Here is a 14,223-nt window from a genome sequence, read left to right as displayed (position 1 = left end):
GCCGGTGCCCGCTGCGCGGCCGGCACCGGACGCCCGTGACGAACCCCTGACGTCCGCTGATCTGACGGAACGTCAACACCCCTGTCGCACCCGCACGTCGGGCCCCCGCACGCTGTCCCGGGGCCCGACGCGGGCCGCCCGTGGGCGACTTCGTCCGGGAATCGCGCCGCCCTTCTTCCGGCAACGCTCCGAAAGGCACGCGCCGTGCGTACCGACCTGCACCGTCACCTCACCGACCCGCTGACCGCCGTCCGCAATCTGGGCATCCTCGCCCACGTCGACGCCGGGAAGACCACCGTCACCGAGCGGGTCCTCTACCTCACCGGCGCCACGCACAGGCGCGGCGAGGTCCACGACGGCACGACCGTCACGGACTTCGACTCCCAGGAACGCGACCGGGGCATCACCATCTTCGCCGCGGCCGTGAGCTGCGACTGGGACGGACACCGCATCAACCTGATCGACACCCCGGGCCACGTCGACTTCGCCGACGAGGTGGCGCGTTCGCTGCGGGTGCTCGACGGCGCGGTCGCCGTGTTCGACGCCGTCGCGGGCGTCGAGCCGCAGAGCGAGGCGGTGTGGCGGCAGGCCGACCGGTACGGCGTTCCCCGCATCGCCTTCGTCAACAAGCTGGACCGCGTGGGCGCCGACCTCGACGCGGCGGTCGAGTCGATCCGCGAACTGCTCCATCCCGCCCCGCTGGCCGTCCAGTTGCCGATCGGCGCGGAGGGCGCCTTCACCGGTGTCGTGGACCTGCTGCGCATGCGGTCCCTGGTCTGGGCCGACGGCGAGGACACGGCCGCGGAGGGGCCCGTGCCGGAGGACCTGCTCGACGAGGCGCGGCGGCGGCGCAGGCTGCTGGAGGAGGCGGTGGCGGAACTGCATCCGCTCGCGCTGGAGGAGTTCTGCGCGACGTCGGCCCTGTCCGCCGCCACGCTGGCGTCCGCGCTGCGCGACCTGACCCGCAGCGGTGACGGCGTGGTCGTGCTGTGCGGCTCGGCCTACCGCAACCGCGGGATCGAGCCGCTGCTGGACGCCGTGGTGGCCTACCTGCCCTCGCCGCTGGACGTGCCCGCGGCGCGGGGCACCTGGGACGGCACGGAGCAGGAACGGGCCGCCGATCCGGCGGCACCGCTCGCGGCGCTGGCGTTCAAGGTCAACGCGACCGACATGGGCCGCCTGACGTTCCTGCGTCTGTACTCGGGAACGATCCGGAAGGGAGAGACGGTGTGGAACGCGAGCACGCGGCAGAGTGAACGCGTCGGCAGGGTCCTGCGTGTGCAGGCCGACCGGCACGTGCGGCTGGACCGCGCGGTGGCGGGTGACATCGTCGCCGTGATCGGCCTGAAGACGACCCGCGCCGGATCGACCCTGTGCGCGGCCGAGGCGCCCCTGGTGCTCGAACCGCCGACCGTGGCCGACCCGGTGGTCTCCGCGGCCGTCGAGGCGCGCACCGGCACGGACACGGACCGTCTGGCGTCGGCTCTGGCCCGCCTGGTGGAGGAGGACCCCTCGCTGGTCGTCCGGACCGACCCCGAGACCGGCCAGACGACGCTGTCCGGCCTGGGCGAGCTGCACCTGGAGGTGGCGGTGGAGAAGGTCCGCCGCGCCCACGGTCTGGACGTCCGTGTCGGTCGGCCGAGGGTGGCGTACCGGGAGACCGTCGTACGCGGGGTGAGCGGGCTGGTGTACCGGCACGTCAAACAGGACGGCGGCGCGGGCCAGTTCGCCCATGTCGTCCTCGACGTGGAACCGCTCGACGGCGACGACGCCGGCGCGACGGGCTTCGCGTTCCGGTCGGCCGTCGTCGGCGGACGGGTGCCGCAGGAGTACGTGCGCGCGGTGGAGGCGGGCTGCCGTGACGCGCTGGCGGAGGGGCCGCTCGCGGGTCACCCGGTGACGGGGCTGCGGGTGGTGCTGACCGACGGGGCGACGCACGTGAAGGACTCCTCGGAGACGGCGTTCCGTGCCGCGGGCCGGTTCGCGCTCCGGGAGGCTCTGCGGGCGAGCACGATGGGGCTGCTGGAGCCGGTGGCCGACGTCACGGTCACCGTCCCGGGCGACGCCGTGGGCGGGGTGCTGGGTGACCTGGCCACGCGCCGGGGCCGGGTGGGCGGCTCCACCACACGTGGGGGAGCGGCGGTGATCGCGGCCACGGTGCCGCTGGCCGAGCTGTTCGGCTACGCGACGCGGCTGCGGAGCCGTACCCAGGGCCGGGGAGTCTTCACCACCCGGCCCGCCGGATACGCCCCGGCCCCGCTTCCGGCGCCTCGCGCGACACCGGCCCGGTGACGCGCGGACGGTCCCGCCCCGCAGAGGGGCGGGACCGTCCTGCCGGTGGCCGGTGGCCGGTGGCCGGTGGCCGGGAGGTCCGCCCACGGGCGGGTGAGGCCGGCGTCACCGGGCGTCGTGAGCCCGCGGACGCCGGCCTCCGTCCCCCGCCCGGCGAGGGCGTCGACGCGGCGCTGACCCGCGCGTCGGCGACAGCCGGTCCCGTGGCCTCGCCCCCTTCCGGCGGACCGGAACACCGCGACCCCGTCAGACGGACCGGAACACCGCGACCCCGTCAGACGGACCGGAGAACCGCGCCCCGGTCAGGCGGCCGGAAAACGGGGCCCGGTCAGGCGGACCGGAACGTCGTCCTGCTCTGCTGGACGCGCAGCGCCTCCAGAGTGCTCAGCTGGCGGGTCGCGCGCTCCAGGAGTTCGTCGAACCGCCGCGCCTCCAGGCGCTCGTCGCTCTCGGCGAGCAGACGCAGCAGCCGCCACGCCGAAGCCTTGGCCTCCACCCCGAGCCGCAGCGCCTCCAGTTCCAGCACGGAACTGAGCGGGGAACGCCGTACGAGGTGGCCGTTGGCCTTGAGGCGGCCCAGCCGTTCGCCGAGCCGGCCCGCCAGGACCTTGTACCGCCGGACGGGCACGTCGAGCCGCCGCATGACGTCGAGCAGGGCCGCCCGGTCCTCGGCGATCTCCGCGGCGACCGGCTCCACGGCGGCGCCGAGCACCGAGCCGTGCAGGGACCCGGCCATGTACCGGGCGCGTTCGGCGCCCGCGGTGGCGGCGCTCAGGTGGTCGTTGAGGTAGATGCCGAGCAGCTCGGTGCGGGTGTTCCGGCCGCGGGTGCGGACGGCGGGCGAGGGGGGAGTGTCGGTGGTCATGCGCGCCGAGTACCCGGGTCACGCGGTACGACCCGGAGGTCCGGCGTTCCTGTGTCGCGCCCCGCACGCCCCGGGCGCAGGCTGGAGGAGAGGCGGAGTTTTCCCAGGTCCGGCCGACGACCCGGCCGGCGGAGGAGGAGCCATGACGGCCACGACACGCAGCGAGACGCCCGTCGCGATCGAGGGCGGGGGAGTGGAACTGCGCACGCGGGAGATCGGTGGCGACATGTCGGTGGCGTACGCGCGGTTCCCGAAGGGCACGGACATGGCGCCCGCCCTCAAGGGCCTGCCCGGCGATCTGTGCCAGTGCCCGCACTGGGGGGTCCTGCTCAAGGGACGCCTGAGAATGCGCACCGCGGACGGCGAGGAGACCTACGAGGCCGGACAGGCGTTCTACTGGGCGCCCGGCCACGCTCCGGAGGCCCTGGAGGACTGCGAGTACGTCGACTTCTCGCCCACCACGGAGTTCCACGAGGTCATCGGCCACATCACGGCACAACGGGGCTGACGCCCGCCGGTCGGCGCGCGCGGATCGCCCGGCACCGTACAACCCTGTGCCCCGGTCGGGCGTCCACCCAACATGAGCCGAGGACGTCATGACGTGACCCCGCGCAGCGCCGCGCCCCTCGTCCCGCTGGCCCGGGTCTGGCTGTTCGACCTGGTGTACGGAGCCTGCGTGGCGGCCGCCGGCTGGCGCGACGCGGTGGACTTCATGGTCGTCATCGCGATGCTCGGGATGGCCGACGCCATCGACGAGAAGGTGCGGCACGGCTGGTGGGCCCTCGCCGCCGGCGTGGCGGCAGGCACGTCCGTCCTCCCTCTCGCGCGGGAGGCCGGTCTCGGCTCTGAGGACTCGCCGTGGGCCGCCTACCCCGTCTTCGCCGCGGCGTCCCTGGTCGCCCTCGCGGTGTTCGCGGCGGTGACGCGGCTGCCCGGCCGCGCCCGCGCCACATAGTTCTCCCGGCCTCCGTCGCCTTCGACGAGGGCGTCCACGACGCTCTCGCCCTTACGTCACTCCGCGGCCTCCAGCACGTCCTCGGCCACCCGTCGGTCCAGTGCCGCGCGGACCAACGCGGCGGCCAGGACGGCGGGTTCGGTGTCCCCGGCGAGCTCGGTGAGGCGGTCGGCGTCCTCCGGAAGGCCGAGCCGCCGGGCGCCGGACAGTGCCTTCGCGTCGACGTAGGGCGCCGTCCCGGGCCAGACGCGCTGGACCTCGCGCAGGAAGATGTCCGCGCCCGCGGGCCCGATCCCGGGCAACTCCCGCAGGAGCGTGCGCAGTCTCGCCAGGTCGCCGTCGGCCTCGTCCCGCATGCGCCGCAGGTCACCGCCCCAACGCTCCGTCAGCAGACGTGCGCCGTCCGCGAGTTGTGTCGCGGTGCGTTCGTCGTAGCGCCGGTAGCCGCCGGCGCCGAGCGCGTCGATCCGTCGCCGCCGGGGCGACTCCGCCATGCCGCGGGGGTCGCGCAGTCCCGCGTCGTACAGGGCGCGGGCGGTCGCGACGGCGACGGAGGCGCGGATGCGCGCGCTCAGCAGCGAGGCCAGGACGAGGGTGCGGTACAGCGGCCGCGGGGTGTCGCGCAGCGTGATGCCCGCCTCCTCGGCGTACGTGCGGCCGCAGGAGGCGACGAGTGCCTCGGTCACGCGGCGCTGCCTGTCGTCCACGGCTCACCTCACTGCGGCGACCTGAGCGCGTCGTGCCCCAGGGTCATCAGCCGGTGGCGCCGTCGCTCGTCGTCGGCCAGGGGCTCCTTCTCCGCCTCGGTCTCGGCGGTGACGGTGTCCACGACCTCGTACATGACGCGGACGTCGTCGTCCGTGAGATCCGTGCGCCGCTTCTGCAGGATGGCGAGCACGTGCTGACCGGTCGGTGTGCCCGCGTGCTCCGGGAGCGGTTCGGCGTTCTCGTCGGCGTCGCGGACCCGCAGCCACGCGGCGAGTTCCTGCGAGGTCATGTTCACCACGCGGTGGAACTCCTCCCACAGGGCGTCGAGTTCGAGGGCGTCGGTCATCGTGCGCTCCTTCCGGGCGGGCCGGTGTTCCCGTGCGCGCGGTTCCGGTTGCCGCGCTGCCGGTCCCCGGCCGGGGACATCCGGTGCCGCTTTCCCGCGCGGGTGCCCAGGACGGATGGGCGGAAACCGGACCTGATCGAATCCGGCCTGTACCGTCGGGGCCGGTTCCCGGGAGGTCTTCCCAGGTGCCGGGGCCGCGGTCTATAGTCCAAAACTAGCAGTGCTAATTAATGTGGTCCTCGTCATAGTCCGGTGTCCGTCAGGAGTCCTGTCGTGCGTCCCGTCCACTTCGCGGCCGCCCGCCGCACCCCCATCGGCAAGCTGCGCGGAGCCCTCTCTGCCGTCCGCCCCGACGATCTCGCCGCGGCCGTCCTGCGCGCCCTCATCGCCGACGCGCCCGCCCTCGACCCGGCCCGGATCGACGACGTCTACTGGGGCGCCGCCAACCAGGCGGGCGAGGACAACCGCAACGTCGCCCGCATGGCCGCCCTGCTGGCCGGGCTGCCCGAGACCGTGCCCGGCGCCACCGTCAACCGGCTGTGCGCCTCCGGCCTGGAGGCCGTCACCACGGCGGCCCGCACGATCGCCGCGGGCGAGGCGGACGTCGTGCTCGCCGGCGGTTCCGAGTCCATGAGCCGGGCCCCCTTCGTGCTGCCCCGCCCCGACGAGGCGCTGCCGCACCGCATCGAGACCGTCGACACCCGGCTCGGCTGGCGCCTGGTCAACCCGGCGATGAAGGACCTGCACGGCGTGCTCTCCATGGGCGAGACCGCAGAGGAGGTCGCCGAGCGGTACGGCGTCCCGCGCGAGCGCCAGGACGAGTTCGCGCTGCGCAGCCACCAGCGCGCCGCCGACGCCCGCAAGAACGGGTACTTCGACGCCGAGCTGCTGCCCGTCACCCGGCCCGACGGAGTCGTGGTGGACACCGACGAGTGCGTCCGCGAGGACACCTCGTACGAGAAGCTGTCCCGGCTCAAGCCCGTGTTCCGCCCCGGCGGCACGGTCACCGCGGGCAACGCCTCGCCGATGAACGACGGCGCCGCGGGACTCCTCCTCGTCAGCGAGGACGCGCTGCACGAGCTGGGCCTGGAGTCCCTCGGCCGGTACGTCGCCGGCGCCTCCGCCGGCGTCCACCCCGACGTCATGGGCATCGGGCCGGTGCCCGCGACCGAGAAGGCGCTCGGACGCGTCGGCTGGACGGTCGGCGACATCGAGGAGGCCGAGTTCAACGAGGCGTTCGCCGCCCAGGCCCTGGCCTGCGTGGACCGGCTCGGCATCGACCCGGAGCTCGTCAACCCGACGGGCGGCGCGATCGCCCTCGGCCACCCCCTGGGCTGCTCGGGCGCCCGCATCCTCACGACCCTGCTGCACCGCATGCGGCGCTCCGGCGCGGGCCGCGGCCTCGCCACGATGTGCGTCGGTGTCGGGCAGGGCAGCGCGGTGCTCGTCGAGCGCGCCTGAGCGACCGCACCGCGCACCGAACGACCTGGTCCAGAGCCGCACCAGCACGGAAACGGAGCACTCCTCCATGGCAACCCTGTCCCTCGCCGCGATCCTCGCCGAGAACGCCCGCCGCCGCCCCGACCGGACGGCGCTCGTCGAAGGCGACCTGCGTCTCACCTTCGCCGAGGTGTGGCGGCGCGCACTGGCCCAGGCCGGCGCCCTCGCCGGGCTCGGCGTACGGCCGGGGGACCGGGTGGCGCTCATGGCGCCCAACACCGCCGAGTTCCCGCAGGCCTACTACGCGATCGCGGCGGCGGGCGGCGTGGTCGTCCCCGTCCACCTGCTGCTGTCCGCCGACGAGGTCGAGCACGTCCTGAAGGACAGCGGCGCGACCCTGCTGCTGTGCCACCCGGCTCAGGCCGAGACCGGGACGGCGGCGGCCCGCGCGACAGGCGTGCCCGCCGTGACCCTCGGCGGCGAGTTCGAGGACCTCGCCGCACGGGCCGAGCCGCTGCCGTCGTACGTCACCCGCCAGGCCGACGACCCCGCCGTCGTCTTCTACACCAGCGGCACCACCGGCGTCCCCAAGGGCGCCGTGCTCAGCCACTTCAACCTGGTGATGAACGCGACCGTCAACGCCTTCGACGCCAACGACATCCGGCCCGACGACATCGCCCTCGGCGCGCTCCCGTTGTTCCACGCCTTCGGCCAGACGGTCTCCATGAACTCCACCTGGCGGGCGGGCGCGACCCTCGTCCTGCTGCCCCGCTTCGACGCGGCGCGCGCCGTCGAGCTGATGGTGAAGGAGGGCGTCAACACCTTCCACGGCGTCCCCACGATGTTCGTCGCGCTGGCCGCCGTCGCCGGCTCCATGGACGCGCTCCCCGACCTCAGGGTGTGCATCTCCGGCGGCGCCTCGCTGCCGGTCGCCGTCCTGGAACGCTTCGAGGAGGCCTTCGGCGCGAAGATCTACGAGGGGTACGGACTGTCCGAGACCTCGCCGACCGCGACCGTGAACCAGCCCCTGTTCGGCACCCGGGCCGGCACCATCGGGCACCCGCTGTGGGGTGTGGACGTGGAGATCGCGCGCGCCGAGGTCGAGGGCCGCGTCGAACTGCTGCCGCCGGGGGAGCTCGGCGAGGTCGTCATCCGCGGGCACAACGTCTTCTCCGGGTACCTGGGCCGGCCCGAGGCCACCGCGGAGGCCGTGGTCGACGGCTGGTTCCGCACCGGCGACCTGGGCACCAAGGACGACGACGGGTTCCTGCGGATCGTCGACCGCAAGAAGGACGTCGTCATCCGCGGCGGCTTCAACGTCTACCCGCGGGAGGTCGAGGAGGTCCTCATGCGCCATCCCGGGGTGGCCCAGGTCGCGGTGATCGGCCTGCCCGACGAACTGCACGGCGAGGAGGTCTGCGCGGTCGTCGTCCCCCAGCCGGGGGCCACGCCGGACGCCGCCGGGATCACCGAGTGGTCCAAGGAGCACCTGGGCCGGCACAAGTACCCGCGCCGGGTGGAGTTCACCGACGAACTGCCACTGGGCCCGAGCATGAAGATCCTGAAGCGGGAGCTACGGTCCCGCTACGCGAGCTGACCCACCCGGCACGGCGAACGTCCGGCGCCCCCTCGGCGAGCGATGGCCGCCAGGTCCCGTACACAGGGGTGGATGCCGGCCCCGGGGCGAGGACCGGTCCGCCGCCCCGGCGAGGAAGCGTCCGTGCGACTCCCTCGCGGGGCGCGGTGAGCGTCTGCCGCCTCCCGGCGGGGAGATCGTCCGGCGGGACACCGCACGCCGGGAGCGTCCGCACCCCCGGGGCGAGGGGCCGTCCGCCGCCCCGGCGAGGGAGCGGTCCGCGCGACTCCCCGCGCGGGGCGTCCGCCGGACCTCCGGCGAGGAGCCGTCCGGCGTCCGGCGCGGTGAGCGTCTATCGCCTCCCGGCGGGGGATCGTCCGCCGGATTCCCAGGAGTTGTCCGCCGAGCCTCGGGCAAGGGGCTGTGCGGTGTTCCGGCAGGGGATTGTCGGGCGGGACGCCGCACGCCGGGAGCGTCCGCAGCCCCGGCGAGGAAGCGTCCGCGCGACTCCCCGCGCGGGGCGTCCGCGGGGGCTGCCCGGCGTCCGCCGCGCTGAGCGCCTGCCGCCTCCCGGCGGAGGTTCGTCCGCCGGCCACCCACGCGGAGCGTCCGCCGAGCCCCGGGCGAGGAGCGGTCCACCGCCCCGGCGACGGGCCACCCGCGGGGCTTCCCACGCGGGGAGATCCACTGGTTCCCGGGCGAGGAGCCGTCCCGCCGCCCCGGCCAGGCGCCGTCCGCCGTCCCGGCGAGGACCTCTTCGCCCGCCCTCGCGCAGAGGGGGCCCGCGGCCCGCCGCCCCCGGTTCCGGGGTCCCCCGGCGGCCCGCCCCCGTCCGGCGGGATAGGTGGGCATAGCATCGGTCCCCGCATGAACACGATGACGCTCTGGCACATATCCCTCTGGGAGTTCGCCGCCCTCGCCGCGGCGGCCCTGCTCGTCGGCTTCTCGAAGACCGCGGTGAGCGGGGCCAACACGGTCAGCCTCGCGATCTTCGCCGCCGTCCTGCCGGCCCGCGCCTCCACCGGCGTGCTCCTGCCCATCCTGATCGTCGGCGACGTCCTCGCCGTCCTGACCTACCGGCGGCACGCCCACTGGCCCACGCTGTGGCGGCTGTTCCCCGCGGTCGCCGCGGGCGTCGTCCTCGGCACGCTGTTCCTGGTGTGGGCTGACGACGGGGTGGTCCGGACGTCCATCGGCGCCATCCTGCTGTTCATGGCGGCGGTCACCCTGTGGCGCCGCCGCGCGGACGGCCCGGACCAGGACCCGGACTCCGTGGCCACGCGCACCGGCCGGATCAAGGCCCGTTCGTACGGGGTCCTCGGCGGCTTCACCACGATGGTCGCCAACGCGGGCGGTCCCGTGATGTCGCTGTACCTGCTCTCCGCGGGCTTCCGCAAGCTCGGCTTCCTCGGCACCTCGGCGTTCTTCTTCCTCATCGTCAACGTCTCCAAGGTGCCCTTCAGCGTCGGGCTCGGCCTGATCGACGGGCACTCGCTGCTCCTCGACGCGGCGCTCGCGGCCTTCGTGGTGCCGGGGGCCCTGCTCGGCAAGTGGGCCGTGCACCGCATCAACCAGCGGCTGTTCGAGCAGCTCGTGATCGCCGCGACGATCGTCGGCGGCGTCCAGCTCCTGCTGCGCTGACCCGTGCCGGACGGCACCGGGCGCGGAAGCGGACCCCTCGCCCCCGTACGCTCGTCGGCATGTCCCGGCACATCCTGGTCCTCGGCGGCACGACCGAGGCGCGCGAGCTCGCCGCCCGCCTGGCCGACAGGCCCGGAGTTCGGGTGACGACCTCCCTCGCCGGGCGCGTGTCCCGGCCGGGGGCCCTCGACGGAGACGTGCGTGTCGGCGGGTTCGGGGGCGCGGACGGACTCGCGGCCTGGCTGCGCGAGCACCACGTGGCCGCCGTGGCCGACGCCACGCACCCCTTCGCCGCGGGCATCACCGCGAACGCGGCGCGGGCCGCGGCGGCCACCGGCGTCCCGGCCGTGGTCCTGCGCCGTCCGGGCTGGACTCCGGGCCCCGGCGACGTCTGGCACCCGGTCGCGACCCTGGCCGAGGCCGCCGAGGCGCTTCCCCGCCTCGGCCGCCGCGTCTTCCTCACCACGGGCCGGCTGGGCCTCGCGGCCTTCGCGGAGCTGTCCGCGCTGCACTTCCTCGTCCGGTCCGTCGAGGCGCCCGGGCCGCCGATGCCGCCGCGGACGCGGGTACTGCTGGCCCGCGGCCCGTTCACCGTGGCCGGCGAGACCGCGCTGCTGCGCGAGCACCGCATCGACGTCCTGGTGACGAAGGACAGCGGGGGAGAGGCGACCGCGGCCAAGCTCACCGCCGCCCGCGAACTCGGCGTGCCGGTCGTCGTCGTACGCCGTCCGCCGCTGCCGGAGGGCGTCCTCGCGGTGCCCGACGTGGCCGCCGCGCTCGACCGCCTCGGCCTCGCCCCGTAGACCCGGCGGGACCACGGGGCCGCCCTAGGGAACGGGCGCCTTCGCCGCGTCCGGCGCACCGGTGGCGGCCAGGGCCCGGTTCGGTCCCGGCAGGCCGGTGGCCAGGTCCTCGGCGAGAAGCCGCTTGGCGATGGTGTCGACAGCGGCCCGCAGATCCGCGCCCGAGGGACGGCCGTGGTCCCGCTCCACCCGCTCCGCCAGCCAGTCGCCCCACGCCCGGCTGATGACGGCCGCCTCGCGCCGGCCCGCCTCGGTGTGGGAGAACAGCGAACCGTGCCGGGTGAGATAACCCTCCTCGACCATCCGGTCGAAGACCGGCACGAGGACTTCCGGCGGCAGATGGCGCCGGGCGGCGATCAGCCCGAGCCCGGCGTGGCCGACCATCCGTGTGAACAGCTCGACCTGCATCACGGCCCACGCCCCCGCGACGTCGAGACGGGTGTCGGACTCCAGCACGACGCGGCGCGCGGTGTCCAGCTCCGTACCGCCGATGATCTTCCCGACGGTGGCCTCCAGGAGCAGCTGCGAATCCGCGGTGGACGGCGACGCGAAGCCCTCGCCCATGTCCGTCGAACCCCTGCGGGCGCTGTCCCGCAGCTCCACCTGCTTGAGGAACAGGGCGACGACGAACCCGAGCAGCGCGACCGGCACCGCCCACAGGAAGACGGTGTGGAGGGTGTCGGCGTACGCCTGGACGACCGGCTCGGCCACCGGCGGCGGCAGCCCGTGCAGACCCTGGGGGCTCTGGGCGGCCCGCGCCACGACGGCCGGGTCGGCGCCCGCGGAACTGCTCGCGGCCTTCACGCCCTCCCGCAGGTTCGGTGTGAGCGCGTTCGTGTAGACGGTGCCGAACACGGCGGTGCCGAAGGAGCTGCCGAGCGTGCGGAAGAACGTCACCCCCGAGGTCGCCGTGCCGAGGTCGGAGTACTCCACGGTGTTCTGCACGGCGATCGTCAGCACCTGCATGCTCAGGCCGATCCCGGTGCCCAGGACGAACATGTAGAGCGACGCGAGCCAGGCGCCGGTGTCCGACCCCATCAGCGAGAGCAGATACAGCCCGAGGGCCATCACCAGCGAGCCGACGATCGGGAACACCCGGTAGTGCCCGGTCTTGCTGACCACGTTGCCGCTGAACACCGACGCGATGAGCAATCCGATCACCAGGGGCAGCGTGCGCACCCCGGAGACGGTCGCCGAGTCGCCGTCGACGTACTGGAGATAGGTCGGCAGATAGGTCAGCGCGCCGAGCATCGCGAAGCCCACGACGAAGCTGAGGACGGAGCAGACCGTGAACACGGGATTGCCGAACAGCCGCATCGGCAGCATCGGTTCGGCGGCGCGGGTCTCGACCACGCAGAACAGGCCGAGCGCGATCAACCCGCCCACGAACAGGCCGATGATGACGCCCGAGCCCCACGCGTACTGGTTGCCGCCCCAACTCGTCGCCAGGATCAGGGCACTCGCGCCGGCCGCGACGAGGGCGATGCCCAGGTAGTCGATCACCGGGCGCAGCGCCGACTTCACGGCGGGGATCGTCCGAGCGGCCGCGACGACCACGGCGATCGCGATGGGCACGTTGACGTAGAAGGCCCAGCGCCACGACAGGTGATCGGTGAACAGCCCGCCCAGCAGCGGCCCGACGACGGTGGCCACCCCGAACACCGCGCCGATCGCGCCCTGGTACTTGCCCCGCTCCCGCAGCGGGATCACATCGGCGATCAGCGCCATCGCCGTGACCATGAGCCCGCCGGCGCCGATCCCCTGCATCCCCCGCCACAGGATCAGCATCGTCATGTTGGCGGCCAGGCCGCACAGGAACGAGCCGGTGATGAAGACGACCGCCGACGCCTGGAAGACCACCTTGCGGCCGAAGAGATCGCCGAACTTGCCGACCAGGACCGTGGAGACGGTCTCGGCCAGCAGATACGCGGTGACGACCCACGACATGTGCTCCGCGCCGCCCAGGTCCGACACGATCGTCGGCAGGGCCGTCCCCACGATGGTCTGGTCGAGCGCCGCCAGCAGCACACCCAGCATGATCGTCACGAAGACGACGTTGCGGCGCCGCTTGTCCAGGACCGGGGGAGCGGGCTCCGGAGCGGTGGGCGGTGCGGATTCCGTCGTGGTCGTCACAGGGCCACCCTCACACCGGGGTACGGCCCGTGCATGCGGGGAGATCCGCCCGGGTGTCTACTCCCGAGGGCGCCTGCGCAGCAGGTACGTGTCCATGATCCAGCCCTTGCGCTCCCGGGCCTCCGCGCGCAGCCGCTCGATGCGCGGAGCCGTCTCGGCCAGGGGACCGGAGGCGAGGATCTCGTCCGGGGTGCCGATGTAGGCGCCCCAGTAGATGTCGATGTCCTCGTCGGCGTACTCGCGGAACGTCTGGTGCGCGTCGAGCATCACCACGACGTCGTCGACGCCCTCGGGGAAGCCCTCCGCGAGCCGCCGCCCCGTGGTGATCTGCACCGGCCGCGCGACCCGGTTGAGTCCCGTGCGGTGCTTGGCGACGAGCGCCGAGACGCTGCTGATGCCGGGCACCACGTCGTACGTGAACGTCACCGCGCCCCGGTCGAGGATCTCCTCCAGGATGCCGAGCGTGCTGTCGTAGAGCGCGGGATCGCCCCACACCAGGAAGGCGCCGGTCTCGTCCTCGCCCAGCTCCTCGGCGATCAGCCGCTCGTAGATCCGGGCGCGGGCGCTGCGCCAGTCCCCGACGGCGGGGGAGTACGCGGCGCCCCCGGCCGCCCGGTCGCGGTCCGGATCGGTCGCCTCGGCCAGCCGGTACGTCCCCGGCGGCACGTGCGCGTCGAGGATGTCACGGCGCAGCCGGACGAGGTCGGACTTCACCTCGCCCTTGTCCAGGATGAAGAACACGTCCGTGCTCCTCAGTGCTCTGACCGCCTGCAGGGTCAGCTGCTCGGGATCGCCCGCCCCGATTCCGATGACATGAATCTTTCGCACGGCCCCGAGTCTGCCGCACGCCTCCGGCGGCCCCCGCACCGCGTCCGGCCCGCGGGCCCGCCTCCAGCGGCGGAGGCGTCCGCGGGCGGCCGCGGACGGTCTACCGGGACGCGGCCCCGGTCAGCCTCGGCGCCCACTCCCCGGCGTCGACGGGCCGCCCGTCCCGTTCCACGACACCCGCCAACTCCCGAGCCCACGCGGCGAGATGCGCCAGATCCATTCCGTGCGGCCGGGCCCGGCCGGTGTCGGCGCCCCACTGCTCGATGCCCCCGGCGCCCCGCCGCAGCAGCCGGGCACCGCCCGTCGTGTTCCCGCGCGCCGCGTGAGTGAGGCCCACCGCGAGCTGGGCCAGCGCCCGCCACAGCGCGCGCTCGTCGTCGGGGCCCGACTTCCAGGCGTCCTCGAAGACCTCGTGCGCGTGGAACGGCTTGCCCGCGTCCAGCAGTGCCTGCGCCTCGCCGACCGACTCCGCGGGGCTGCGCACGACGCCTTCCGGCTGCCGTTCCACGCCGTCCGCGCCGTACGGCAGCGGGCGGCCCAGCCCGTCCCGGGGCCGGGCGTTGCGCGCCCTACCCTCCGGGTCCCGGTCGCGCCCGTCGTCCGTCCGCCCCTCAGAAGTCCCGGTCATCCTCCGAT

The 14,223-nt window shown here is 74.3% G+C and carries 13 protein-coding genes; 7 read left to right on the top strand and 6 right to left on the bottom strand.

The features are described from left to right. Positions 1–204 precede the first annotated feature (204 nt). Entirely contained in the window at positions 205–2,292 is a 2,088-nt protein-coding gene (gene fusA, locus ACFYQQ_RS00160) for an elongation factor G (RefSeq protein WP_388902590.1), read from the top strand. 328 nt (positions 2,293–2,620) lie between these two features. Here fusA and ACFYQQ_RS00155 read toward each other — a convergent pair whose 3' ends face one another. Further along, on the bottom strand, positions 2,621–3,157 hold the full coding sequence (locus ACFYQQ_RS00155) for a hypothetical protein (RefSeq protein ID WP_355794981.1): 537 nt from the start codon (positions 3,155–3,157) through the stop codon (positions 2,621–2,623). Between the two features lie 142 nt (positions 3,158–3,299). Between ACFYQQ_RS00155 and ACFYQQ_RS00150 the strand changes: the two genes are divergently transcribed. Both ACFYQQ_RS00150 and ACFYQQ_RS00145 read left to right on the top strand, forming a co-directional pair. Then, positions 3,300–3,665, top strand: a complete 366-nt coding sequence (locus tag ACFYQQ_RS00150) for a hypothetical protein (RefSeq protein WP_355794979.1) — start codon at positions 3,300–3,302, stop codon at positions 3,663–3,665. Between the two features lie 93 nt (positions 3,666–3,758). Next, on the top strand, positions 3,759–4,112 hold the full coding sequence (locus ACFYQQ_RS00145; RefSeq protein WP_355794977.1) for a hypothetical protein: 354 nt from the start codon (positions 3,759–3,761) through the stop codon (positions 4,110–4,112). Between the two features lie 56 nt (positions 4,113–4,168). Here ACFYQQ_RS00145 and ACFYQQ_RS00140 read toward each other — a convergent pair whose 3' ends face one another. Together ACFYQQ_RS00140 and ACFYQQ_RS00135 are read right to left on the bottom strand one after the other, a co-directional pair. Then, on the bottom strand, positions 4,169–4,819 hold the full coding sequence (locus ACFYQQ_RS00140) for an endonuclease (RefSeq protein WP_388902586.1): 651 nt from the start codon (positions 4,817–4,819) through the stop codon (positions 4,169–4,171). Positions 4,820–4,827: 8 nt separating this feature from the next. Beyond that, positions 4,828–5,166, bottom strand: a complete 339-nt coding sequence (locus tag ACFYQQ_RS00135; protein WP_388902583.1) for a DUF3140 domain-containing protein — start codon at positions 5,164–5,166, stop codon at positions 4,828–4,830. A 273-nt stretch (positions 5,167–5,439) separates the two neighbouring features. Between ACFYQQ_RS00135 and ACFYQQ_RS00130 the strand changes: the two genes are divergently transcribed. From ACFYQQ_RS00130 to ACFYQQ_RS00115, 4 genes are all read left to right on the top strand, one after another. Continuing rightward, entirely contained in the window at positions 5,440–6,627 is a 1,188-nt protein-coding gene (locus ACFYQQ_RS00130) for a thiolase family protein (protein ID WP_388902580.1), read from the top strand. Positions 6,628–6,694: 67 nt separating this feature from the next. Beyond that, positions 6,695–8,203 carry a long-chain fatty acid--CoA ligase gene (locus ACFYQQ_RS00125; RefSeq protein ID WP_355792855.1) on the top strand — a complete coding sequence of 503 codons (1,509 nt, stop codon included), beginning with the start codon at positions 6,695–6,697 and terminating at the stop codon, positions 8,201–8,203. 846 nt (positions 8,204–9,049) lie between these two features. Next, positions 9,050–9,823 carry a sulfite exporter TauE/SafE family protein gene (locus tag ACFYQQ_RS00120; protein ID WP_356166019.1) on the top strand — a complete coding sequence of 258 codons (774 nt, stop codon included), beginning with the start codon at positions 9,050–9,052 and terminating at the stop codon, positions 9,821–9,823. 59 nt (positions 9,824–9,882) lie between these two features. After that, on the top strand, positions 9,883–10,626 hold the full coding sequence (locus ACFYQQ_RS00115) for a cobalt-precorrin-6A reductase (protein ID WP_388902576.1): 744 nt from the start codon (positions 9,883–9,885) through the stop codon (positions 10,624–10,626). Positions 10,627–10,650: 24 nt separating this feature from the next. Here ACFYQQ_RS00115 and ACFYQQ_RS00110 read toward each other — a convergent pair whose 3' ends face one another. The 3 genes from ACFYQQ_RS00110 to ACFYQQ_RS00100 all read right to left on the bottom strand — a co-directional run bounded on the left by ACFYQQ_RS00110 (position 10,651) and on the right by ACFYQQ_RS00100 (position 14,215). Further along, complete coding sequence (locus ACFYQQ_RS00110) at positions 10,651–12,759, bottom strand: MDR family MFS transporter (RefSeq protein WP_388902574.1); 2,109 nt, start codon at positions 12,757–12,759, stop codon at positions 10,651–10,653. 57 nt (positions 12,760–12,816) lie between these two features. Beyond that, on the bottom strand, positions 12,817–13,587 hold the full coding sequence (cobF, locus tag ACFYQQ_RS00105; protein WP_388902572.1) for a precorrin-6A synthase (deacetylating): 771 nt from the start codon (positions 13,585–13,587) through the stop codon (positions 12,817–12,819). A gap of 100 nt (positions 13,588–13,687) precedes the next feature. Continuing rightward, positions 13,688–14,215, bottom strand: a complete 528-nt coding sequence (locus ACFYQQ_RS00100; protein WP_356166007.1) for a DUF309 domain-containing protein — start codon at positions 14,213–14,215, stop codon at positions 13,688–13,690. Positions 14,216–14,223 lie beyond the last annotated feature (8 nt).

This window comes from Streptomyces sp. NPDC005496 (assembly GCF_042872045.1).
Classification (GTDB): domain Bacteria; phylum Actinomycetota; class Actinomycetes; order Streptomycetales; family Streptomycetaceae; genus Streptomyces.
The sequence above is the reverse complement of the archived record's forward strand: the minus strand, read 5'-3'. Positions and strand labels throughout refer to the sequence as shown.